Genomic DNA, 22,604 nt, shown 5'->3' with positions numbered 1-22,604 from the left:
TGGTATATCTAGCTTACTCGCAGCAAAGCTTCTCGTCTTGAGCCTGAACAAAGCAGTGCTTTGTTCAGGCTCATATTTTGCCTTGAATCAATTTGCTTGACCAATCAAAAATCAGATTATCGTTCTTCAGGTAAATTGATATTCATTTCAAGCATTTCAATATTGGCTTCCGAACGTACCGACATTTGAATATGCTGCTCATCGACACCGCGGACATAACGATTGACCACCTGCATGATTTCAGTCTTCATCTGGTCAATTTTGTCTTGGCTCAAACGACGACCCAAGCCTTGTTCGGATGCAACGATGACCTTCAAACGGTCTTTAGCAGTCCGTGCACTTGATGGTTTATCCTCGCCACTAAAAAGTTTACTCCAGAATCCTGCCATGTCTACGCTCCAAATAGTCGTGCTAACCAGCCCTTAGGTTTCACCTCGATATGACGGTAAGGACGCTCTTCTCCAAGGAAGCGCGCAACCAGGTCATCATAGGCCTGACCAGCTGCAGCTTCAGTGAAATTAATCACTGGCTTACCTTCATTCGATGCCTGTAAAACGCTTGGACACTCAGGAATAACGCCTAAGGTTGGTACACGTAAAATATCCTTAGAAATATCATCAATGGTCAACATTTCCTGTTTATCGGCACGTTCCGGATTGAAACGGGTAATACACAGGTGCTTACGAATGCGACCTTCGTTTTGTTCTACTTTTTTTGTTTTGCTATCGAGCATGCCAATGATACGGTCAGAGTCACGTACTGAAGAAATTTCAGGGTTGGTCACAATGATCGCTTCGTCAGCATGGTACATGGCCAAAATAGCACCACGCTCGATACCGGCAGGTGAATCACAAATAATATAGTCAAATTCCTGCGAAAGCTCATCCATTACGCGTGCCACACCTTCATCGGTTAAGGCATCTTTATCACGTGTTTGGGAAGCAGGTAAAATATATAAGTTTTCAATATCTTTATCGCGAATCAGTGCTTGTTGTAATCGTGCTTCGTTATTTAAAACATTCACAAAATCATAAACTACACGGCGTTCACAGCCCATAATCAAATCAAGGTTACGTAAACCTACATCAAAATCAATAACAACAGTTTTGTGACCACGTAGGGCTAAACCTGTTGCAAAAGATGCACTTGTTGTAGTTTTACCTACACCACCTTTGCCTGACGTTACGACAACAATTTTCGCCACCGAATCCACTCCTGTTATGGTTCAAATCCCCTGTTTAAAATGGGGTTTTTGGTGTTTATTTATACATTAAAATTGTAGAGCTTCAAATACAAGCTCTAGTTGATCATTCAAGTAAATATGCACTGATTTTTTAACCACATGAGGTGGAATGTCATCCGCCACACAATAGGTTCCTGCAATCGAGATTAGTTCTGCTTCGAGGTTATGGCAGAAAATGCGTGCTGCAGTATTACCGCCAGCACCCGCAATCAGGCGACCGCGGGCACTGCCATAGACATGGATGTTACCCGATGCAATGATTTCTGAACCGCTGTTAAGACCGGCATTGAGAATAATGTCGCCATTATGTTGCACAATACATTGACCGGTACGCAGAATTTCATCATGGTATGAGGTGATGTGGGCAACGATTGGAGGCGCAGATGTTTGCTCATTATCCTCTGCAGCAGGTTCTGGCTTAACTTCCACGACCTGCTCTTTGGTGGCTTTAATTTCTTCTAGCTGGCGGTCAGGTGGCAGTACCGGGAACTGAATGGCACGCGCCTGATCGCCAAGTAAGCCTTCAGTTACGGCCATAGGCTGTACATCCAGACTGATTAACAGCTGGATTAATGCAATGAGTTCCTGTTCAACTGAACTTTCAATGACTGCCAAAGTGCCGGGTGGAAATGCTGCTTGTAATTTTGGGCTAAGTTGCTGGCGGATTGCATCATGATCATTGGTATCTAGGCTAATGCGTATCGCATTGACCATTCTGCCTTTTATCCGTATATCAGCCATAATTCTTCCTTAAATACTTCTGACGTGCTGGTTTTGTGTCGAAGCAATGTTGTAAATAGTGCAAATCCTAGAACAAATTGCAGTAATTCTCTAGCGATCTCAGTTATTTTTTTATGCGAACAGAACCGGACGGATTGATCCGATTCTGTACTTTAAAATTTACTTATCTATTGAGCTCTGATTTTGCTCATGTTCTTCTAGAATCTGTTGCCACTGTTTGACTTTTACCTGTTTTCGGATTGCTTCAAGTGTTTCAAAAACAGCCGATTCAACCAATTTATCAATATGTGGATTATGTTCAATCTGTATCTGGCTGATTTTATCTGAAATTAGGGTAAAAGTCGGATTTTCTTTTGTACCTGTATGGGTAAACGGCTCAATCAGGCCCTGAGTAATATTTTCGCCTAGGCGTTGACCAATACTTTGAATTTGCTGTTCAATCCGGCTGCCCACAATTGGAATCAGACGTAGCAGCTGAGTAAGTTCTGGAGTATCTTCAATCGCCTGATTAACCACTTGTCCAATATTTTTAGCGATCATGGAACGTTGAGCCTGTAGTTCCTTGCCTAAAGATTCCTGCAAGATATCTGCCAAAGCAATGGCCAGTAATTTACGGTGATGTTCCACCAAATCATCAATCAACTGTTTATGTGATGTGCTTGTGGTCAGTTCACGCTTGATACCGTCCAGTACGGTCAGGACCACCCGGCTGGAAAGCTCTTCCATCAGCATGTTGTAATAAAAATTGCCTTGGCGGTACCAGCGAGCGGGAATCACTTTATAACCATGGCTATGCAGGTTGTAGCCAATCGCCACTGCACGCAGCAGACGCAGAAAACGCAACTGCGGGAGAATGGCTAAAATTTCATACCAGTGCACAAAAGGGAAGAACCACCAGCGTCGATGATGACGCAGGACAATCGCAATGACCCAGCGTGCCAGTAATTCACAGATCAAGAAAGTGGTAAACCAGCCCTCGGTAATGATGACCCAAGGACGTAATTCAGTTTTATAAAACTGTAATATTTCAGGTAAACGAATGAAGTCAAACAACCAGTGACCAAAATCGCTCATTAAAATGGCATTGGCACTGAGACAGAACAGGTTGATGATAATTAAAACCATCATGAAAATGTCGTAAATCAGTGCAATTTTCCAGCCCCAAGTTCCTTTACGAACAAATTTAAATGAGCTGGAGGTAATGTCCGGGTTGTCGTTGTTCATAATTACTCGGTTACAGATCCGATCGGGGCTTGGGCAAAGTTCTGCTGCATTTGTGCGATGAGCTGATCTTTTTCAGTCCAGATCTGATCTATCCATTTCTGGAAACGTGCACGGTATTCAGCATCATCTTCATAATTGCCACCGAGCACCCAGTCAGGAATATCAATTTTTCTTAAATTTACCGCAATACGTGGCACTTCACCTAACCAGAATTCACCATAACCTGGAATGCCGTCAGGATAAACAATGGTCATATCGACCAGCGCATCAATTTTATCGCCAAGAATACTGAGTGCCAATGCCAGACCACCGGCCTTAGGTTTCAGTAAATAGGTATAAGGAGACTGCTGCTGATCATGCTTTTCTTGGGTAAAGCGGGTGCCTTCCAGATAATTTAACAAGGTAAACGGCTGACTGATCAGCTGTTCACAAGATTTACGTGCCTCTTCCATATCCCGGGATTTCAGCGCAGGATTTTTGGCAATCTGTTCCTTGCTATGTCGTTTCATCATTGGGAAGCCCAAAATTTTAAAGGCCTGACCAACAAAAGGAATAAAAATAAGTTCCCATTTGGTAAAGAAACGCGTCAGAGGCATACGGGATACGCCAAAGTATTGATTAACGGTCGTATCCACCCAGCTTTGATGATTGCAGGTCATCAAATAGCGGCCCTGCATATTCAAATTCAGGGATTCATCTACGCTGATTTGCCATTGCGTATTTTTCAGGACATGATCAATTAGCCAGTTGTTGACCCCTAACCAGCTATTAGTAATTTTGATATTGGTTGCATCTACTTTTGCGGATTTTTTAAAAAGTTTAGTTAAGCCCAAAGCCAGCACCGGGGGACCATGAAAAAAAGTACTGCCGGTCATGACTGAAGTGACCGTCAGGCCACGTGCCAGTTTTTTTAACGTCGGTTGCTTGTTGCTATTCGATGACATATCAGATCAGTCCCCCGAGATTAATCGCTTAAATTTTTTCATATTTTGAGTAATATAGAGACAGTTGAGCAAATAAAAAAGTCTGAATAGGAAACTATGAAGATATTGTGATGAAGTACCTTGAAATAGTTACATATAAACATTACAAAATATTACTAAACGATTTATTATTAACAAAAATTCAATGGTGATCCCATTCTATTTCATCCATTATCTCGCTTATACAACAAAGCATACAAAAGGAGGCATGCAATGCGTGCACTAGTAATTTCAGCAGCTGTAGCAGGGGCAGTAGCGCTTACAGGTTGTCAATCAACAGGGAATAACCTGGGTGGTGTTGAGTATGACAAAACTGCTTTAGGTACCTTGATTGGTGCAGCAGCAGGATACGGTATTTCTAAAGGCAATGCGAATACTAGCCGTCAAAACAACCGTGCTGCTGCTATTGGTGCAGTCTTGGGTGGTGCAACAGGTGTTTATCTAGATAACAAAGAGAAAAAATTACGTCAGCAAATGGCGGGTACTGGTGTAGAAGTTAACCGTAATCCAGACGGCTCTGTTGGCTTGATCATGCCAGGTAACATTACGTTTGATACCAATAAATCGAATATCAAACCGAATTTCTACTCAACTTTAAACAAGGTTGCGCAAACGCTGACTGAAGATACCAAGAGCGGTATCCTGGTAACTGGCTATACCGACAGCACTGGTAATGACTCAATCAATATCCCGTTGTCTCAGGCACGCGCACAAGCTGTTGCAAACTACCTGATTGCTCAGGGTATTTCACCTACACGCATTAATGCGCAAGGACTTGGTTCAGCGGATCCAATCGCATCTAATGCGACTCCACAAGGCCGTGAGCAAAACCGTCGTGTTGAGCTAAGCATTTACGCAATCCAATAATTCTTTATGGATTGAACGGCGAATTAAAAAACCACCTTCGGGTGGTTTTTTTGTGCCAGAACCTTGACCATTAAAAACGTAATTTGCATTAGGCAAAGTGCCACAGAGATGACTATAATCGGAGCCGAATCTAGAAGAGGAAGCCGTATGTCACTCGCCAGTCAGTTAAATGACAAGCAACTTGAAGCCATGAAATACACTCAAGGACCCTTGTTAGTACTTGCAGGAGCGGGTTCAGGCAAGACTTCAGTGATCACGCGAAAAATCGCGTATTTAGTCAAGCATTGTGGGATTCCCGCACATCGTATTACTGCGATGACCTTTACCAACAAAGCAGCACGTGAGATGAAAGAACGTGTCAGCAAATTGTTGACGCGTGAAGAAAGTAAAGGCGTTTCAGTTTCGACCTTTCATACCTTTGGCCTGAATATGCTGCGCCTGGAGTTGAAACATACCCCACTTAAAAATAATTTCTCGATTCTGGATGCAGATGACTGCAAGCGCATTCTGATGGATTTGATGCAGCGTGATAATTTGTCCGGTGCGGAAAGCAAAGAACTGATTGCCAAAGCCATGAAAATGATCTCGGACTGGAAAAATGATCTCATTCCACCCGAGCAGGCGCACACCACCTGTGAAACTGCCGAAGATGTCCAGTTTGCGCATCTATATCAGCTCTATGAGCGTAATTTGCGTGCTTATAACGCCGTGGATTTTGATGACCTGATTGTGATGCCAACGCGCTTGCTGCAGGAAAATGCGGAAGTCCGTGACAAATGGCAAAACCGCGTGCGTTATCTGCTGGTGGATGAATATCAGGATACCAACACAGCACAGTATATTCTGGTGAAATTGCTGGTTGGCGTGATGGGACAGTTCACCGCCGTAGGTGATGATGACCAGTCGATTTATGCCTGGCGTGGGGCTAAACCGGAAAATATGGCCTTGTTGCAGCAGGATTTTCCTAATCTGAAAGTGATCAAGCTGGAACAGAACTATCGTTCGACCAGTCGTATTCTCAAAGCTGCCAACACAGTCATTGGCAATAATCCGCATATTTTTGATAAAAAACTCTGGTCCGATAAAGGCCATGGCGAAGTGATCCGTGTGATTACCTGCCGCAATGATGATGACGAAGCAGAACGCGTAGTCAAAGACCTGATCACGCATAAGCTGATGAATGGTAAAAGCTGGAAAGATTATGCGGTGTTGTACCGCGGCAATTTCCAGGCGCGTATTTTGGAAACCCATCTACGTCAGATGCAGATTCCGTATAAATTATCTGGCGGACAGTCCTTCTTCGCACGTGCCGAAATCAAGGACATGATGAGTTATTTGCGCCTCATCATTAACCCTGAAGACGACAGCGCATTCCTGCGAATTATCAATACCCCAAAACGGGCGATTGGTCCGGTAACGCTGGAAAAACTTGGATTATTTGCTCAGGAAAATAACCTGTCCTTGTTGGCTGCGGCAGCGGATCAGCGTCTGACCATGGCGATTCCGAAAAAGGCCACAACCCAATTGGCCGAATTTGCCGATTTTATTGAGGGCTTTACCCGCAATTTACTGGATGATGATGAACCGGTACCGATCATCCGCCAGATGATGATTGAAGCCAGTTATATCGATTACATCAAGGAAACTGCAGCTACGCCGGCACAGGAAAAAACCAAGCTCGACAATATCGAGGTACTCTACAGTAGCATTCAGAGCCTGATTAACCGCGCTGAAGATGTTGATGAAAAAAATATTGAGAGTGTGATTCGTAAAATGGTGCTGCTAGATATGCTCGAGCAGCAACAGGAAGAAGAGGACACCGATAAGGTCAACCTGCTGACCTTGCATGCGTCCAAAGGTCTGGAATTTCCTTATGTCTATTTAATCGGGCTGGAAGAAGAAATTCTGCCGCATAAAAACTCGATCGCTGCAGAAACGGTCGAAGAGGAACGCCGTCTGATGTATGTGGGGATTACCCGTGCACGTCAGGGACTGACCATTACTCTGGCAGAACAGCGCAAGGCAGGCGGGCAGATGAAGCAGATGACCCCAAGCCGTTTCCTGGATGAATTGCCGGAAGATGAGCTGGAATGGTTAGGTCGCAAGAAAAAGCTGGCTGGCAACATCGATCCAAAATTACAGGCACAGCATTATCTGGATAATTTGCGCAACCTCATCAAACGATAAGGTGCAGCGCTGTCACTTATTTTAAATGAAACAACAGGAATGAATACATGAAAGTTCAGGTGAAAGTCCTTGACTCGCGTCTCGGTCAGGAATGGCCATTACCCACTTATGCTACGACGGGTTCAGCAGGGCTGGATTTACGTGCGTGTGTTGCAGAAACTACGATCATTGAGCCGGGCCAAACGGTTTTGGTAAAAACTGGTCTAGCAATCTATATTGAAGATCCTGCATTTGCTGGCTTGATTTTGCCTCGTTCGGGTTTGGGCCATAAACACGGGATCGTGCTGGGTAACCTGGTGGGTTTAATTGATTCTGATTATCAGGGTGAGTTGATGGTGTCGGTCTGGAACCGTAGCCAGACTGCCTTTAGCTTAGAGCCGGGTGAGCGTTTGGCACAGTACGTGCTGGTGCCGGTAGTACAAGCTGAATTTGACCTGGTGAATGAATTTGAAGCAACCGAACGTGGTGCTGGCGGTTTTGGTCATACTGGTAAAAACTAAGTTTTAATAGTGGCTTAAATGACTTACATTCTTTAAATATGATGTAAGTCATTTTTATGTTGTTGAGAAAATATTAATGAATGGACTGATTAATATGCATTTAAACATACAGGTCTATTTTATGGTCAGATAGATTTATTTAAATTTATATATAGATTAGAGGTTGCATAAGACAAAATTTAAAATAAATATAAGTAAATAATCGCTATTTGATTACAAGAATCCTATACTTCTAAAGTTGTTGATTATATTTTTATAATTGATTGTTACATTGAAATCGTTTAAAAATGGCTAGTCTTAAAACAAAAACAAATGTTTAAAGTCATTATGATGAAACCATCATTTTATATCTCCTGATACTAACCAATTGTGAAAAGAATAGTTTATGGGATCCCTGAAACATCCTCTCCCTTTACATATTTTTCGTGCTTATGACATACGTGGTAAAGCCAGTGTGTTGGGTGCGGGAATTATTGATGCAATTGCCCACGGTTTGGCACAGCAATATCGGGCTGCGGGACAGGTGCGTGTCGCCATTGGTTATGATGCGCGGCTCAGCAGTCCAGCTTTTGCAGACATTATCGCGCGTATTTTTAAAGATTATTCACTTGAAGCTACTATTATCGGCTGTTGCTCCAGCCCAATGTTGTATTTCACTGCACGCCAGTTCGATGGCAATGGCATTATGGTCACTGCCAGTCATAATCCTAAAGAAGATAATGGAATTAAATGGATCATCTGTGGTGAGCCGCCCTGTCCTGATCTGATTCAGCAGGTGGCGCAGCTGGCAGAACCTCACTGTAGTCAGCAGTTGCTGACATTGCCGGAACAGCCACATCTGATTATTCCAGAGTTTTGTCTCCAGTATCAGCAGGGAATATTACAAGATATTCAATTAAAGCGACCGTTTAAAGTAGTGCTGGATGGCTTGCACGGCTCAGCTGGGCGTTGTGCCAATCTGGTACTCAGAAAAATGGGCTGTGAAGTAATTGCTTTACGTTGTGAAGCCAATGGACATTTTCCCGATCATGCGCCGGATCCTTCACAAGACAAACATCTTGAAACCTTACGCCAAACTGTCATGCAACAGCAGGCTGACCTCGGTATTGCCCTGGATGGTGATGGCGATCGCTTGGTTCTAATCGATGAGCAGGGTCAGATTATTACAGCTGATCAGTTGTTATGCCTGTTTGCCGAAATCTGCCTGAATGATTCGGTGCCACGCCAATTTGTTTATGATGTGAAATGTTCGACTCTGGTTCGAGATACGGTGCAACGTCTGGGTGGCGAAGCGGTGATGATCCGTACAGGTAGTTCCTTCTTGCGGACTTATCTGGCGCAATCTCAGCAGCAGGCGATTTTTGGTGGTGAATATGCCGGGCATTATGTATTTAATGATGGTCGTGGCTGGGGCTATGATGATGGACTCTATGCAGCGCTCAGAGTCATGGAGTATCTAGACCAAACGGGACAAACTCTGGCACAGGCCTTGGCAGCTTATCCAAAACGTCATGGTACTGAAGATCTTTATATTTCTACACATCACGTGCCTCCTGTTGAACTTTTAAACTTCGTTGAGCAGCAATCTGAAAGAATTAATGCGCAAATCAGTAAAATTGATGGCATACGTCTTGATTTTGAGGATGGTTTTGGCATCATTCGAGCATCCAATACAGGTGAGTATTTCACGGTGCGCTTTGATGCCAATAATGCCCAAGCTCTGAATGAGATTCGTCATCTGTTTGTAGCCATGTTGCGTGACCGTTATCCAGAGATCGCTCAAGACATTTTAGATGCTCAATAAGGAGAGGCGAATGCCAAATCAACAAACAGGCATCGACAAAGCACAGATTTTGACAGAAGCTTTGCCGTATATTCAACGCTTTGCGGGTAAAACCCTGGTGGTAAAATACGGCGGTAATGCGATGACCGATCCTGAGCTGGAAAGTTCATTTGCACGCGATATCGTATTATTGAAAACAGTCGGTATTAATCCGATCGTGGTGCATGGTGGTGGCCCGCAAGTCGATTCTATGCTGAAACAGCTGGGCCGTGAATCGGACCGTATCGACGGCATGCGTGTGACAGATCCGGCGACCATGGAAGTGGTCGAGATGGTACTTGGCGGTAGCGTTAACAAATCCATTGTGAACCTGATCAACCAGCATGGTGGCCGTGCCATTGGTCTCACCGGTAAAGACGGCAACCTGATCCGTGCGCAAAAACTGCTGATGGAAAAAGTGGCTGAAGATGGTTCGGTTCAGCAAATTGATCTGGGTCTGGTCGGTGAAGTTGTGGGTGTAAAGACCGATGTTCTGGAAATGTTTACCAGTAGTGATTTTATTCCTGTCATTGCTCCGCTGGGTGTGGACGAAGCAGGCAATACTTATAACATCAATGCCGATCTGGTCGCTGGTAAAGTCGCTGAAGCTTTGGGTGCAGAAAAACTGATTCTGCTGACCAATATCACGGGTGTTCTGGATGAAAATAAAAATCTGCTGACGGGCTTGACCACTCAGGAAGTTGATCGTCTGATTGAAACCGGCGTGATTTATGGCGGCATGATTCCGAAAGTGGGTTGTGCCCTGGATGCCGTAAAAGGTGGGGTGGTGAGCGCACATATCGTCGATGGCCGTGTACCGCATGCAAGTTTGCTGGAAATTTTCACTGATCATGGTGTTGGTACCCTTATTACCAACCGTGTAAATCCGCATCGTTCATAATCGATTTTTTGTGAAAAAGAGTCTCTATGCAGGCTCTTTTTTATTTGGATTTCTTATAGCCAGCTATTTGAAATGGCAGGGACAGTCATGCACAATAAGCTTCTAAGTGAAATAAAGAGCTGAAATCAGACCATGTGCCAACTGCTCGGAATGAATTGTGCTACGCCAACAGATATTACTTTTTCTTTTCGCGGGTTTTCCCAGCGGGCAGGCATTACCTCTGATCATGCCGATGGTTTCGGGATAGCTTTCTTTGAAGATAAAGCCTGCCGTCTGTTTGTTGATAACCAGTCGGCGGTTGAATCTCCGATTGCTGAACTGGTACGTAATTATCCGATTAAATCCCGCAATGTGATTGCGCATATCCGCAAAGCCACGCAAGGTAAAATCAATCTGGAAAATTCCCATCCTTTTAGCCGCGAACTCTGGGGCCGGCAATGGATTTTTGCTCATAATGGTGATTTGCATGATTATTTCCCCGCACTAAGTGGACGTTTCACTCCAGTAGGGAATACGGATAGCGAGCGGGCTTTTTGCTATCTGCTGGACCAGTTAGTGAAACGTTTTGGCTATCATGAACCAAAACTGGATCAGGTTTTTGATCTGCTGGCCGAAATTTCACCTGGAATCGCGGAACATGGTACCTTTAATTTCTGCCTGTCGAATGGTCAGGCGCTGTTTAGCTATGCGATTACCAAACTCCACTGGCTGGTACGTGAATACCCGTTTAGACCGGCGCAGCTCATCGATATTGATGTCGAAGTAGACTTTAGTCAGGTCACCACACGTGAAGACCGTGTGGCAGTCATTACTACTGAACCTTTGACCCAGAATGAAGAATGGACAGCCTTTCAGCCCGGTGAAATGATCCTGTTTCAACATGGGGCGAAAGTGCGTTCTCAAGTGACGCATGTCGAACGTTTGGAACGTGAACGGCTGGATCCTTCCCTAAAACGCATCACGCGCGCTGACCAATATTAAAAATTGCATCAAGACGGAGTTTAAACTCCGTTTTTATATTAAAAAATAGAGAAAAATTTAAGAATAAATAATGGTTTAACACTCATTTTTGGTTAATTAATATCTTAGCTTTTTACTCAAGATAAATTATTTTTAACTATATATAACAGAAACTTAAAATGAAAATACCGGCTTTGGGCAGAAAGCCGACTAATTTGCTTCATTTTTATTTGAATCAATAAGCTATATGCTCATTTTCACGTTATAAGTCCTTAATATTTCTAGGTGGTCGTATGAAAATGAAATGGGTCCCAGATTATAATACTGGTATCGATGTGATTGACGATCAGCACAAACGAATTCTCGATTATATCAACGAAATTGATGGAATCGATGCAAATACCGAACGTGCCCGTATTAAACAGATTCTTGACAATATTATTGATTATACCCAGTCACATTTTACCTTTGAAGAATCTCTTCAGGAAGAAGCCGGGTATAAATACCGGGTGCCGCATAAACGTGTGCATGATCTGTTTATTAAGAAAATTGAATCTTATCGTGACCGTTTTGAACTGGGACAGTCGATTGAAAATGAACTGCATGAAGTATTATCGAAATGGCTCATTAACCATATTCAGCATGATGATGCCGATTATGTGGGTGCAGTCAAAGAAAATATGATGGGTATCATTAAAGAAAAAGAACAGAAAAAAGGTAAAAACTGGTTCGCCCGGTTTTTCTCATAATAAAAAATTTCAGCAAATAAAAAGAATTAAAATTTAATTATAAATTTGGCGCAGCAAATCATCCTCATGATGGTTTGCTTTTTGTTTTTGATTTTCACTGCTTCACAAGGCAAAATAGCGCTAGATTTTTATAGGAATGCATCATGCAGGACAATGCTATGTCAAAATGGTTATCGCCGCTGATGGCTTTCTGTCTATCGTTTATTATCATCGCGACACTCGCACCGATAACCGGTATACAGATTGAACGTCAGCTGGATTTCTGGATGCTCTGGTTAGCCACCATGCTGATTCTGGCGCTTCCAGTCTGCTACTTGGAAATTGCTTTGGCCAAGCGCTCCAAAACGACGCCATTACAGGCGCTGTCGTCGCTGACCCGTGAAGCTGATGCGTCACAGAAATGGCGTATTGTCGGCTGGTTAAGTGTGATTTTTATTCCGTTTTTGGCAGGTGCAATGCTGAATAATGCCAGTAATGTTCTGGCAGTAGCGGCCCTTGATCTTGCACCAAATCTCTTGTTGATCGGATTGGCAATCGTGGCGCTGGCTCTTTCATTGCTACCGCGTCAAATCCTGTTAGCAATCACTGCGATTGGGGTGCTGGCATCTTTGATCTTGGCAAATGTAATGGGAACTGCACTACCTGCATGGCAAGTTACGCCAGTTGAGTTTTCTGAATGGGGAAATGCAACGGTATTGGCACTGGTTGCAAGTGGTCTGGGCATGGGCTTGTACTGGCAATCTAGCCTGAACACTGTGCGACAACAGGATATCGCCAGCAAAACGGTATTGCCGATCTGGGTTGCGCAGTTAGTTGCTGTTATTGCATTTGCCTTCTTCGCAGTACAAGCGCAAATTCCTGCATTTACTTTGGTCACCGCCATAGTGGCGGCTGCTGCATTAATGCTGCAAATGGCACGTGAACAGCTACAGCAACGTCAGCTTCATCCTGTAGTGCAATGGGCAATTATCGCTGTAGTCATGCTGATCTGGGCTATTCCAAATCTAAGCCCAATTTTCAATGTGGTCTTGCTCGTCTGGGGGCTAGTGATTTGTCTGATTTATGCACTGTTTGCCGGCTGGATCATGAAGATCAGTCATTTGCGTAAATCAATGAATTTTAGCTCTGAAGCATTCTATAACCTTTGGCGTATTGCAGTACGTGTGGTGTTACCAGTTGGAATTATTCTGGCAATAGCCGCTGTTCTAGGGCAGTCCGTCTGATGAATGAGGCAATGATCTGGGTGGCATATGCGACGCCGCAACAGCAGTTTCATCTGGCTGTGCCATTTCAGCCCGGCATGACGGCACTGGATGCGATTGAGCAAAGTGGAATCCGTGAGCAGGTCGACTTGCCTGAACCGTTATCTTTGGGTATCTTTGGCGTGCGTTTGCAGGATCATCAGCAACCACTGGCAGTAGGGGACCGGGTGGAAATATACCGGCCACTGACCATTAATCCCAAAGATATCAGGCGTAAACGTGCCGAGAGAAATCCGGTAGGACGTTATGCCAGAGGCAATCTTTTAAGAAAGCTGAAACCGTCTTCCGAGTGAAAAGCTGTTGGAAAGAACAGTGTGCTCCATGATCTGCTCAATCAATCAACTTAATCAAAAAAGCCCCTGATGATTCAGGGGCTTTTTTATGAGGAACCGGTTATAGTGGCGGAGCATTTAAAATTGCTTCTTTTGATCCTGGTAAACCGGGTTGAGATTCCGGAATCGTTTCCAGACCTTCAATGCGTTCCACGATCCCAGACTGGTTAAAGTAGATTTTCAAATGCTGGCCTTGGGCCGCCGGGATCTTGGCTTTTTTCGCATAGGTCCCTGGGGTATAGTTATAGATGTAGTCCCAACGTAAAGGATTCAGGGGATCACTTACTGTTGGACTGCCCAGTAAGAAACGCACCTGTTGATGACTCATTCCCACCTGAATTTTAGCGGCTTGTGCCTTGGTTAACGGAGTTCCTTGTGGAATATCTACTTTATAAACACCTAATGTCGAACAGCCGACGAGCAATGAAGTGACGAATAACGTCAGCATGATTTTTTGCATTTTGCTAAACTATCCCAAATTAATTATGATGCATTTGATCCAAGGATAGATCATACTGCATCTAAACTTTGTTGCATATTCCAACTTTGATTTTGTTGAGAGACCTTTTTACATGACTATTTCAAACCAAGATTTACGAAAAGCTGGACTGAAAGTTACCCTTCCACGAATTAAAATATTAGAATTACTAGAAAATTCAAGACAACATCATTTAAGTGCGGAAGATATTTACAAGACTTTACTCGATCAGGGTGAAGATGTAGGTTTAGCAACTGTGTATCGTGTGTTAACGCAGTTTGAAGCCGCGGGCATCATCGAACGCCATAATTTTGAAAATAATCATTCAGTTTTTGAAATTATGCAGGAAGATCACCACGATCACCTGGTATGTTTAAATTGCAGCAAAGTTGTTGAATTTATTAATGATACGATTGAAAAAGAGCAGCATGACGTTGCTGAGAAATTTGGATTTGAATTAACTGGTCACTCACTGAATCTGTATGGCTACTGCGATGCGCCTGCCTGTCAGGAAGTTTTCCGTAAAAAATAATTTGAGCGCTGGTTCAAACAAAAAAACAGGCTTCATGAGAAGCCTGTTTTTTTATGCCTTTACGATCATTAGCTCTGACCATCAAAAGTAATATTGGAATGCGCACGTAATAAGTGGCTGCCACCTTCTTCTGAGAGCTTGATTTGCAGACGCAGGTCGTTGGGTGAGTCCGCATGTTTCAGCGCATCTTTATAGCTGATCTGTTTGGCTTTATACAGATCATACAGCGCCTGATCGAAAGTCTGCATGCCCAGTTCACGGGAACGCTTCATCAGGTCCTTGATCTCATGCACATCACCTTTACGGATCAGGTCGGCAATCAGTGGTGAGTTAATCAGAATCTCAATCGCAGCACGGCGGCCATTGCCATCGATGGTTGGGATCAGTTGCTGCGCCACAATGGCTTTCATATTCAAAGACAGATCCATAAACAGCTGGTTATGCCGGTCTGCTTCAAAGAAGTGAATAATCCGGTCAATCGCCTGGTTGGCATTGTTGGCGTGTAGCGTGGCAAATACCAGATGGCCGGTTTCAGCAAAGGCAATGGCATAGTCCATGGTCTCGCGGGAACGAATCTCACCAATCAGAATCACGTCTGGTGCCTGACGCAAGGTATTTTTCAGAGCAATTTCAAATGAATCCGTATCAATACCGACTTCGCGCTGAGTAATAATACAGCCTTTATGCTGATGCACAAACTCGATCGGATCTTCAATGGTAATGATATGACCTTTGGAATTTTCATTGCGATAACCGACCAAAGATGCCAGCGAGGTTGATTTACCGGTACCGGTTGCCCCGACAAAAATAATGATGCCACGTTTGGTCATCGCCAGTTCTTTCAGAATTGGCGGTAACTTGAGTTCATCCATCGTGGGAATAACCGTTTCAATCCGGCGCAGCACCATCCCCGGTTCATCACGCTGCTGGAAAGCACTGACACGGAAACGCGCGGACTTGTCCGGATTGCTGATCGCGAAGTTACATTCACGCGTTTCGGCAAATTCCTTACGCTGCTTTTCGCTCATGATCGAGTTCAGCAGTTGCCCCACAGCCGGCCCCGGCAATTTCACCGAACCGATGGGTAGAATTTGACCGTTAATTTTGATAGAGGGTTCGACATCGGCTGTGATGAACAGATCCGAGGCCTTTTTCTCTACCATGTAATTGAGTAAGCCGTTAAAGTCCATGATAAAACCCCAATAAAATGAATTTTTTTATAAGAATGATTCAGGCTGTTTTGCTGCAGTACGGGCGACTTGCGGGCTGATAATACCTTTAGACACGAGTGTTTTCAGGCTTTGATCCATGGTAGTCATACCATAATTGGCACCAGTCTGGATTGCAGAATACATTTGAGCCACTTTGTTTTCACGGATCAGGTTACGGATCGCCGGAATACCAATCATGATTTCATGTGCAGCCACACGACCGCCACCATTTTTCTTGAGCAGGGTTTGGGAAATCACCGCTTGCAGCGATTCAGACAACATGGCACGAACCATGTCTTTTTCTTCGGCCGGGAATACATCGATCACACGGTCAATAGTTTTTGCCGCTGAGGTGGTATGCAGGGTCCCGAACACCAGGTGACCGGTTTCTGCTGCAGTTAATGCCAGACGAATCGTTTCAAGGTCACGCATCTCACCGACCAGAATAATATCCGGGTCTTCACGTAATGCAGAACGTAATGCTTCATTAAATCCATGAGTATCACGATGCACTTCACGCTGGTTGATCAGGCATTTTTTGGATTGGTGTACAAATTCGATTGGATCTTCAACTGTTAAAATATGGTCATAGCGGTTGTCATTGATATAGTCTAGCATCGCTGCAAGCGTGGTCGATTTACCTGAGCCGGTAGGTCCTGTGACGAGGACCAAGCCACGTGGGTATTCGCAAAGATCTTTAAAGATTTGGCCCATGCCAAGGTCTTCAATGGTCAAGACTTTAGATGGAATGGTACGGAAGACTGCACCTGCACCGCGGTTCTGGTTAAATGCGTTGACACGGAAACGGGCCACGCCGGGAACTTCAAAGGAAAAGTCAGTTTCCAGATTTTCCTCATAATCGCGGCGTTGCTTGTCGTTCATAATGTCGTACACCAGTTTGTGTACTTCTTTATGTTCCAGTGCAGGCAGGTTGATGCGACGGACTTCCCCGTCTACACGGATCATTGGTGGTAAACCTGCTGATAAGTGTAAATCCGACGCACCATTTTTAGCAGAAAAGGCTAACAGTTCTGTAATATCCATAAGGTCCCCGAGTTCATTAAAATGTTATTTATTTTGCTAGAATAATAAGGCTTTCCCACAGCTTAACCAACACTTAGTTCACGAGCAAGGGAAAAAAATCCGGACGAAATGAGAACCCCATCAATGAATATGCTGCAACAGTCACGAAATCAGGTTTTAGCTCAGATCCAGGCCGCGTGCACTCAGGCCGGGCGTGAGCCCGATTCGGTACAACTATTGGCCGTGTCCAAAACCCAGCCAAGTAGTGTGCTGGCAGAGATGTATCAGACAGGCCAGCGGGCCTTTGGTGAAAATTATTTGCAGGAAGCATTGGAAAAAATCACCGAACTGAAAAACCTGGAGATTGAGTGGCATTTTATTGGACATGTACAGCGTAACAAGACCAAGCATCTGGCAGAAAATTTTGCCTGGGTACATGGAGTCGATCGCCTGATTATTGCCGAGCGTTTATCAAATCAGCGTGGAGATAATCAGTCCGCACTGAATATCTGTATTCAGGTGAATATTGATGGTCAGGATACCAAAGATGGTTGCCAGCCGGCAGAAGTTGCAGCTCTGGTGGCACAGATCAGCCAACTGCCGAATGTACGTTTACGTGGTTTGATGGTGATTCCAGCACCGAATAATCCTCAAGCCTTTGCTGATGCCAAAGTTTTATTTGATGTAGTAAAAACACAACATGCTCATCCTGAAGACTGGGATACTTTAAGTATGGGCATGTCTGGGGATATGACCGAAGCGATTGCTGCGGGTTCTACCTTGGTTCGTGTTGGCACAGCCCTATTTGGTGCTCGGCCTAAAAAAGATGTATAAACTACTAATGTCAGTTTTTTGCAGCAAAGCGTTATCGCAGGGTATTGGATAACGCTTTTTTTCTGGCTGGTTCGAGCCATTTAGCCATCAGCCAGGCAAAAACTATTAAGCTGCACATGCTCGCAAGCAAGGCTAAAATTGCTCCGCCCAGACCATAGGCCAAAGTTGCCGGGATACACCCCAAAATAAATAAAAGTAAAGGAAAATGGGTGACATACAAAGTATAGGAAAAGTCTGCAGATTGAACCCAAACCGGATGATAGTGACTGCGGTGATGCTGGAGTTGTACCAGCCAGCAACTAAATGCCAGACCCAGACAGAAATTAAAAGGGACAAAATTCACAGCACGGTATTGCTGGGCCTCATCCATCACCTGAAACTGGTAAGCATCAAAACAGGCGATTAAAAATGCCAAGCCGAATAGGGCTAATTTGACCGATTGTAAGCGGTTTAAAAAACGTAGCTGGATATATCGAAATGAACAAGCAAAGGCACTAAGCCAGACCAGAAAATAAATAAAAAACTGGATGTTCAGTAATGACAGTATAGCCAGAACCATAAAAAATCCGATTTTGGCTATTTCCGAATTTTTTAAAAAAGGTAGGAATCCGGCCAGCACATAAAACCACACTTCATAGCTCAGGCTCCAGAGCGCGGCATTGGCTGAAACCGTTGGTGTTACAAAGCCATTCAAAAATAGCAGCGAACCAACAAATTCCATCATGTCTACACTATAGTCAGTCCGTATCATCATGCCAAAACTGTGTTGAAAAGCATGAGTATGGCTGGCAAATAATAGTGGAGCGAGTAGATAGAGAACCAGGGTCATCCCCATGGCAAACAGAAAGGGTGGTAAAATTCTGCGGCAACGCTGTCGGGCATATCGGTGCAGATTGAACTGACCATGCTGATGAATGTTGTGCTGGATAGAATAGCCGATCAGATAGCCACTTAGGGCAAAGAAAATCATGACTGCAGCCTGCCCAAGCAGGCGTATCCATGAATAAATGCTGGTATCGAAAGGCGCAATAAATGCCTGAAAGCAGTGACTGAACAGCACCACAATGGCACTGATACCCCGTAGGCTCTCAAGCTGTAGGCTGAAATAGTGCGAGAGCGTGTTCGGGGCTGGGTGACTCATCGTTAACCTATAATCTGAATGGTACTGGCGCCTGCACCGACAGGCTTGACCTGAATTTGTACCGGAATCCGTTCATGCATTTCCTGTATATGTGAGATCAAGACGACTTTACGGCCCTGGCTTTGCAAATGATCCAGCGCATTCATGACCATATGTAAGGATGCTGGATCTAGTGTTCCGAAACCTTCATCAATAAACAGTGATTCCAGTTTCATGGAGCCGGAGGCCATATTGGCAATCGCCAAAGCCAAAGCCAATGAAACCAGGAAGGTTTCACCCCCCGATAGGGACAGCACAGGGCGGACTTCACTATTCATGTCCAGATCAATAATCGCCAGACTCAGGCTGTCCGGAATACGGTGTAACTGATAGCGGGGTGCCAACGGTTGCAACTGCTGATTTGCATATTCCACCAGAATATCCAGATGATGTTCCTGGGCAATTTTCTGGAATTTGGTGCCTTCCTTATGTCCGATCAGATCGTAAATACGTCCCCAACGGTATTCTTCGGCTTTGATCTGCTCAATTTGCTGCTGATATTTGGCATAGGTGTTTTGATTGTTGGCATTCATACGCAGTTTGGCATCAGTTTCATTGAGCACTTCCTGCTGCATTGTTTTTTCCTGATGCAGCCTGCCAAGCTTTTGTTCAATTTCCTCAAATTCATGTTCTGGCTGTAGTTTTAAATGGGCCTGATATTGTTCTTCCAGTAATTGCCAGGCTGTTCTGGCATTTTCGAGTGCCTGTTTCTGGTTAGCCAAATTCTGACGAATCCGTTGATGGTTGCTCAGATCAATACTGAGCCATTGTTCAATTTGAGCTGCCGTCACTTGCGGATGTGATGCTTGCCATGCCTGAATATCTTGCTGATATTGAGCCAATTGCCGATCGATCTGCTGAAGTTGGCTGATAAATTCTTGCAATTTCAAGTGGGTTTGATGCCACTTTTTTTCAGCCTGGGCCGTGCATTGACGCTGTTGTTCCAAATCCTGCTCTAAGGTTTTGGCTTGCTGATCCAGTGCATCACGCCATTCTGCAGCGACACGGTAGACTTGTCCTGCATGCTCTTTGGTCAGTTCAGCCAGTTGTTGACGCAGATCTTTGCCTTGCTGAATCAACTGCTCTACAGACTGGCTCAATTGAGCAAAATTTTGCTGTTCCAATTGTAGTTGATACTGGCTCTTTTCCAATATCTGCTGCTGTTGATGCAGGTCAGATTCCAGCTGCTTTTGTACTGCCAAGTGCTGCATGCGCTGCTCTAATTGTCGTTGCAACTGAGGTAAGCAGAGCATAGGTGGCTGTGACTGGTACTGCTCGGGCAGTACGCTTAAAACTGGATGTATCAGCTGGTCGAGTTGCTGACGTTGCTGTAGAGCCAGTTGTAATTGGTGCAATTGCTGTTGTTGTTGACGCCATTGTTGTAATTGTTGCTGGAGCTGTTGTTCCTGCTGTTGGGACAGTTCTAGCTGCTGGACCAGACTTTGAGTGTGATTTGCCAGTAACTGGATGAATGTAGGAAGATCATTGTGCTGCTCGGTAACCACTTCCAGTTTGAGTAGTTGAGATTTACAGTCAGCAGAGGATTGTTGAATCTGGTTTTGCAGGACCTGGCAACGCTGTTGCTGTTGCTCAATTACTGTTTGTGCTTTGGATATTTCAATGCGTTGCTGCTGCTGAGATTGCAGTTGCTGATCGAGCTGCTGTTTTGCCTGCCGTAACTGTTGCTCCTGTAACTGGCTCAGGCTCTGTTCCAGACGTTCATGGGCGGCATCGACAAAAGGATGGATCATACTCCCACAGACCATGCATGGCTCATCCGGTTTTAACTGGGTACGAAGATCCTGCACACTTTGCGCATGCAATAAACGTTGCTGGGCAAGTATTTGTTCCAGGTGTTCATATGCCTGTTGTTTAGTCTGAATCTGCTGATGCAGTGCCTGTTCGGCCTCTTGCTGCATTTTCAGTTGCTGCTGTTGGCTATGTACAGCAGATTGCAGTTGTTCAAATTCTTGTGATTGTTGAACGATCTGTTGTACCTGCTGTTGCAGCAGGTCGAGCTGACGCTGTTCCGCTTGGCGTTGCTGATGCATTTCCTGAATGGTTTTGAGCTGCTCTTCCAGCTGTTCCAGACTATGATGCTGTTGTATCCACTGGTTCAGATTTTCTGAAAGTGCTGTAACGGTTTTTTCCAGTTCAGGCAAAGGCTGCTTCAGGCTGTCCGGATTCTGTTGCTGCAGTTGCTGATACTGACGCATAAAGTCTTGTATACGTTGCAAGGTACTTTGCGGTTCCAGATCGAACACATTTAAAAAGCCAGATTCAGCCAATTGTTGTGCAACCTTTTCTTGCCGAGCTTGTAGCTGATTCAAAGTCTGCTGTTGCTGTCGAAGTTGTTCTTCTAAAGGCTGTAGACGAAGGATTTGAAACTGGCTTTGTTCTGCATGCAGTTTTTTGTACTGCTCTGATACCGTATCAATTGCATGATCCAGTCTTAAACCTGCTTCCAGATGCGGTTTCAGGCCTGCCAAGTATTGCTGAAACTGTTGCTGCTTTTGTTGTAAGGCTGTAAGTTTGGCTTCTTCTGCTACAAAGCTCTGTTTGAGCGTTTCAAATTCCAGCGTAAATTGGGTGTGCTGGTGCTGAATCTGCTCTTTTTGAGGGGCTAGACGGGTACGACTCACAAACTGATCCCGGATCGACTGGAATTCATCCAGCTGCTCCAGTAGCTGTTGCTGTCCTGCAGACTTATTTACTGCATCCTGTTGTACTTCGTAGACTTCTTTTTTGGCATGGACTTCTGCATAAAGTTTATGTCGGTCCAGATGCCATTGTTTCTCATTTTCCAGCAGTTTTTCAGATTGCTGCAAATTCTGAAGTTGCAAAGACAAAGAGTTCTGCTGCTGTTGTAAAGCGCTGATGTCTTCTTCAGACAAAATTTCAATATGCCCGATCAGCTTTTCCAGATCGTTGCGCTTGTTTTTGACTTCGCTGAATTTCTCTGCGGCTTTCTGACTGACCAGACTGAAAATCTGTGAATTAGTCAGATATTCCAGCAAATCTGCACGCTCATTGTCTTTGGCTTTAAGAAAGGCACCGACTTCCGACTGTGCGAGCAACACTGCGCGAGTAAACTGCTCAAAACTTAAGCCCACCAGTTTTTCAATGAGGGGGGTGACTTCCGATATTTTTTGCGTCAGTGTCGTGTCATCATCCAGACATTTGACGTAGCGGTCTACTTTTAGATTGCCATCGACTTTCTGGCGTGCCCGTTTAATTTCCCAGCGTGCCATATAGCGTTTGCTGTCGAGTGCAATAAATTCCAGTTCGGCAAAACCATGCACGCAGCCACGGCGCAGAATATTTTTGGAATCCTTGATGGACACATCCTGACCGCCAGCATCTTTGAGGCTGCCTGTGGCACCTTTTAGGCGAGGAATTTCATTATATAGCGCCAGGCACATGGCATCGAGCAGGGTGGATTTCCCGGCACCAGTTTTTCCGGTGATGGCAATCAGCCCGGCATGAGCCAAAGGACTCGATTCAAAATCAATATGATGGGTGCCGGTGAGGGAGGCCAGATTATTAAGACTTAGACGTAAAATTTTCATGGCCGA

General features: G+C 44.6%; 21 protein-coding genes. 11 read left to right on the top strand and 10 right to left on the bottom strand.

All coding sequences use genetic code 11. From position 1 onward, the window contains the following. Positions 1-116 precede the first annotated feature (116 nt). The 5 genes from minE to AY605_RS07465 form a co-directional block, all read right to left on the bottom strand. Entirely contained in the window at positions 117-389 is a 273-nt protein-coding gene (gene minE, locus AY605_RS07485; RefSeq protein WP_005096032.1) for a cell division topological specificity factor MinE, read from the bottom strand. 2 nt (positions 390-391) lie between these two features. Then, on the bottom strand, positions 392-1,204 hold the full coding sequence (gene minD / locus AY605_RS07480; protein WP_064095797.1) for a septum site-determining protein MinD: 813 nt from the start codon (positions 1,202-1,204) through the stop codon (positions 392-394). A 66-nt stretch (positions 1,205-1,270) separates the two neighbouring features. Next, positions 1,271-1,984: a septum site-determining protein MinC gene (gene minC, locus AY605_RS07475; RefSeq protein ID WP_064095796.1), complete on the bottom strand. Its 714-nt coding sequence runs from the start codon at positions 1,982-1,984 to the stop codon at positions 1,271-1,273. A gap of 159 nt (positions 1,985-2,143) precedes the next feature. After that, positions 2,144-3,208 (bottom strand): hypothetical protein, encoded by a 1,065-nt coding sequence (locus AY605_RS07470; protein ID WP_064095795.1) that lies wholly within the window; start codon positions 3,206-3,208, stop codon positions 2,144-2,146. Between the two features lie 2 nt (positions 3,209-3,210). Beyond that, positions 3,211-4,152 (bottom strand): acyltransferase, encoded by a 942-nt coding sequence (locus AY605_RS07465; protein WP_064095794.1) that lies wholly within the window; start codon positions 4,150-4,152, stop codon positions 3,211-3,213. A gap of 252 nt (positions 4,153-4,404) precedes the next feature. On the opposite strand from AY605_RS07465, the gene AY605_RS07460 reads away from it, so the two are divergent. The 9 genes from AY605_RS07460 to AY605_RS07420 all read left to right on the top strand — a co-directional run bounded on the left by AY605_RS07460 (position 4,405) and on the right by AY605_RS07420 (position 13,732). Beyond that, complete coding sequence (locus tag AY605_RS07460; RefSeq protein ID WP_064095793.1) at positions 4,405-5,058, top strand: OmpA family protein; 654 nt, start codon at positions 4,405-4,407, stop codon at positions 5,056-5,058. 147 nt (positions 5,059-5,205) lie between these two features. Then, positions 5,206-7,245 (top strand): UvrD-helicase domain-containing protein, encoded by a 2,040-nt coding sequence (locus tag AY605_RS07455; protein ID WP_064095792.1) that lies wholly within the window; start codon positions 5,206-5,208, stop codon positions 7,243-7,245. A 47-nt stretch (positions 7,246-7,292) separates the two neighbouring features. Beyond that, a complete protein-coding gene (dut, locus tag AY605_RS07450) occupies positions 7,293-7,745 on the top strand; it encodes a dUTP diphosphatase (RefSeq protein WP_004646127.1) in 453 nt (150 codons plus the stop codon). Positions 7,746-8,130: 385 nt separating this feature from the next. Continuing rightward, positions 8,131-9,549 (top strand): phosphomannomutase/phosphoglucomutase, encoded by a 1,419-nt coding sequence (locus AY605_RS07445; RefSeq protein ID WP_064095791.1) that lies wholly within the window; start codon positions 8,131-8,133, stop codon positions 9,547-9,549. A gap of 10 nt (positions 9,550-9,559) precedes the next feature. Continuing rightward, on the top strand, positions 9,560-10,468 hold the full coding sequence (argB, locus tag AY605_RS07440) for an acetylglutamate kinase (protein WP_064095790.1): 909 nt from the start codon (positions 9,560-9,562) through the stop codon (positions 10,466-10,468). Between the two features lie 132 nt (positions 10,469-10,600). After that, entirely contained in the window at positions 10,601-11,449 is an 849-nt protein-coding gene (locus AY605_RS07435; RefSeq protein ID WP_064095789.1) for a class II glutamine amidotransferase, read from the top strand. Between the two features lie 272 nt (positions 11,450-11,721). Further along, the gene (locus tag AY605_RS07430; protein WP_064095788.1) at positions 11,722-12,177 is read left to right on the top strand and encodes a bacteriohemerythrin; all 456 of its coding nucleotides are present in this window, start codon (positions 11,722-11,724) and stop codon (positions 12,175-12,177) included. Positions 12,178-12,320: 143 nt separating this feature from the next. Continuing rightward, entirely contained in the window at positions 12,321-13,400 is a 1,080-nt protein-coding gene (locus AY605_RS07425; RefSeq protein ID WP_064095787.1) for a hypothetical protein, read from the top strand. Then, positions 13,400-13,732, top strand: coding sequence for an RnfH family protein (locus AY605_RS07420; protein ID WP_064095786.1), 333 nt, complete (start codon positions 13,400-13,402; stop codon positions 13,730-13,732). The genes AY605_RS07425 and AY605_RS07420 overlap by 1 nt, the downstream gene beginning before the upstream one ends. A 100-nt stretch (positions 13,733-13,832) precedes the next feature. Here the strand turns inward: AY605_RS07420 and AY605_RS07415 are convergent, their stop codons facing one another. After that, positions 13,833-14,231, bottom strand: a complete 399-nt coding sequence (locus AY605_RS07415; RefSeq protein ID WP_064095785.1) for an outer membrane protein assembly factor BamE — start codon at positions 14,229-14,231, stop codon at positions 13,833-13,835. Between the two features lie 112 nt (positions 14,232-14,343). On the opposite strand from AY605_RS07415, the gene fur reads away from it, so the two are divergent. Next, on the top strand, positions 14,344-14,781 hold the full coding sequence (gene fur, locus AY605_RS07410) for a ferric iron uptake transcriptional regulator (protein ID WP_005096051.1): 438 nt from the start codon (positions 14,344-14,346) through the stop codon (positions 14,779-14,781). Positions 14,782-14,849: 68 nt separating this feature from the next. Here the strand turns inward: fur and AY605_RS07405 are convergent, their stop codons facing one another. Then, entirely contained in the window at positions 14,850-15,971 is a 1,122-nt protein-coding gene (locus AY605_RS07405; RefSeq protein WP_064095784.1) for a PilT/PilU family type 4a pilus ATPase, read from the bottom strand. A gap of 27 nt (positions 15,972-15,998) precedes the next feature. Continuing rightward, positions 15,999-17,036, bottom strand: coding sequence for a type IV pilus twitching motility protein PilT (locus AY605_RS07400; RefSeq protein ID WP_064095783.1), 1,038 nt, complete (start codon positions 17,034-17,036; stop codon positions 15,999-16,001). A 123-nt stretch (positions 17,037-17,159) separates the two neighbouring features. Here AY605_RS07400 and AY605_RS07395 point away from each other — a divergent pair, with 123 nt between their 5' ends. Further along, a complete protein-coding gene (locus AY605_RS07395; protein WP_064095782.1) occupies positions 17,160-17,849 on the top strand; it encodes a YggS family pyridoxal phosphate-dependent enzyme in 690 nt (229 codons plus the stop codon). 31 nt (positions 17,850-17,880) lie between these two features. Here AY605_RS07395 and AY605_RS07390 read toward each other — a convergent pair whose 3' ends face one another. Next, entirely contained in the window at positions 17,881-18,990 is a 1,110-nt protein-coding gene (locus AY605_RS07390; RefSeq protein WP_064095781.1) for an acyltransferase family protein, read from the bottom strand. A 2-nt stretch (positions 18,991-18,992) separates the two neighbouring features. Beyond that, positions 18,993-22,598, bottom strand: a complete 3,606-nt coding sequence (locus AY605_RS07385) for an AAA family ATPase (RefSeq protein WP_064095780.1) — start codon at positions 22,596-22,598, stop codon at positions 18,993-18,995. Between the last annotated feature and the right edge of the window lie 6 nt (positions 22,599-22,604).

The organism is Acinetobacter sp. SFD (assembly GCF_001647575.1).
Taxonomy (GTDB): Bacteria; Pseudomonadota; Gammaproteobacteria; order Pseudomonadales; family Moraxellaceae; genus Acinetobacter; species Acinetobacter pecorum.
This window is presented reverse-complemented; position numbering and strand designations above follow the sequence as displayed.

What these genes read in the sequence shown, in the direction of transcription:
- minE (WP_005096032.1), bottom strand. Translation starts at nt 389, where the DNA reads ATGGCAGGATTCTGGAGTAAACTTTTTAGTGGCGAGGATAAACCATCA.
- minC (WP_064095796.1), bottom strand. Translation starts at nt 1,984, where the DNA reads ATGGCTGATATACGGATAAAAGGCAGAATGGTCAATGCGATACGCATT.
- AY605_RS07470 (WP_064095795.1), bottom strand. Translation starts at nt 3,208, where the DNA reads ATGAACAACGACAACCCGGACATTACCTCCAGCTCATTTAAATTTGTT.
- AY605_RS07465 (WP_064095794.1), bottom strand. Translation starts at nt 4,152, where the DNA reads ATGTCATCGAATAGCAACAAGCAACCGACGTTAAAAAAACTGGCACGT.
- AY605_RS07460 (WP_064095793.1), top strand. Translation starts at nt 4,405, where the DNA reads ATGCGTGCACTAGTAATTTCAGCAGCTGTAGCAGGGGCAGTAGCGCTT.
- AY605_RS07455 (WP_064095792.1), top strand. Translation starts at nt 5,206, where the DNA reads ATGTCACTCGCCAGTCAGTTAAATGACAAGCAACTTGAAGCCATGAAA.
- dut (WP_004646127.1), top strand. Translation starts at nt 7,293, where the DNA reads ATGAAAGTTCAGGTGAAAGTCCTTGACTCGCGTCTCGGTCAGGAATGG.
- AY605_RS07445 (WP_064095791.1), top strand. Translation starts at nt 8,131, where the DNA reads ATGGGATCCCTGAAACATCCTCTCCCTTTACATATTTTTCGTGCTTAT.
- argB (WP_064095790.1), top strand. Translation starts at nt 9,560, where the DNA reads ATGCCAAATCAACAAACAGGCATCGACAAAGCACAGATTTTGACAGAA.
- AY605_RS07435 (WP_064095789.1), top strand. Translation starts at nt 10,601, where the DNA reads ATGTGCCAACTGCTCGGAATGAATTGTGCTACGCCAACAGATATTACT.
- AY605_RS07430 (WP_064095788.1), top strand. Translation starts at nt 11,722, where the DNA reads ATGAAAATGAAATGGGTCCCAGATTATAATACTGGTATCGATGTGATT.
- AY605_RS07425 (WP_064095787.1), top strand. Translation starts at nt 12,321, where the DNA reads ATGCAGGACAATGCTATGTCAAAATGGTTATCGCCGCTGATGGCTTTC.
- AY605_RS07420 (WP_064095786.1), top strand. Translation starts at nt 13,400, where the DNA reads ATGAATGAGGCAATGATCTGGGTGGCATATGCGACGCCGCAACAGCAG.
- AY605_RS07415 (WP_064095785.1), bottom strand. Translation starts at nt 14,231, where the DNA reads ATGCAAAAAATCATGCTGACGTTATTCGTCACTTCATTGCTCGTCGGC.
- fur (WP_005096051.1), top strand. Translation starts at nt 14,344, where the DNA reads ATGACTATTTCAAACCAAGATTTACGAAAAGCTGGACTGAAAGTTACC.
- AY605_RS07405 (WP_064095784.1), bottom strand. Translation starts at nt 15,971, where the DNA reads ATGGACTTTAACGGCTTACTCAATTACATGGTAGAGAAAAAGGCCTCG.
- AY605_RS07400 (WP_064095783.1), bottom strand. Translation starts at nt 17,036, where the DNA reads ATGGATATTACAGAACTGTTAGCCTTTTCTGCTAAAAATGGTGCGTCG.
- AY605_RS07395 (WP_064095782.1), top strand. Translation starts at nt 17,160, where the DNA reads ATGAATATGCTGCAACAGTCACGAAATCAGGTTTTAGCTCAGATCCAG.
- AY605_RS07390 (WP_064095781.1), bottom strand. Translation starts at nt 18,990, where the DNA reads ATGAGTCACCCAGCCCCGAACACGCTCTCGCACTATTTCAGCCTACAG.
- AY605_RS07385 (WP_064095780.1), bottom strand. Translation starts at nt 22,598, where the DNA reads ATGAAAATTTTACGTCTAAGTCTTAATAATCTGGCCTCCCTCACCGGC.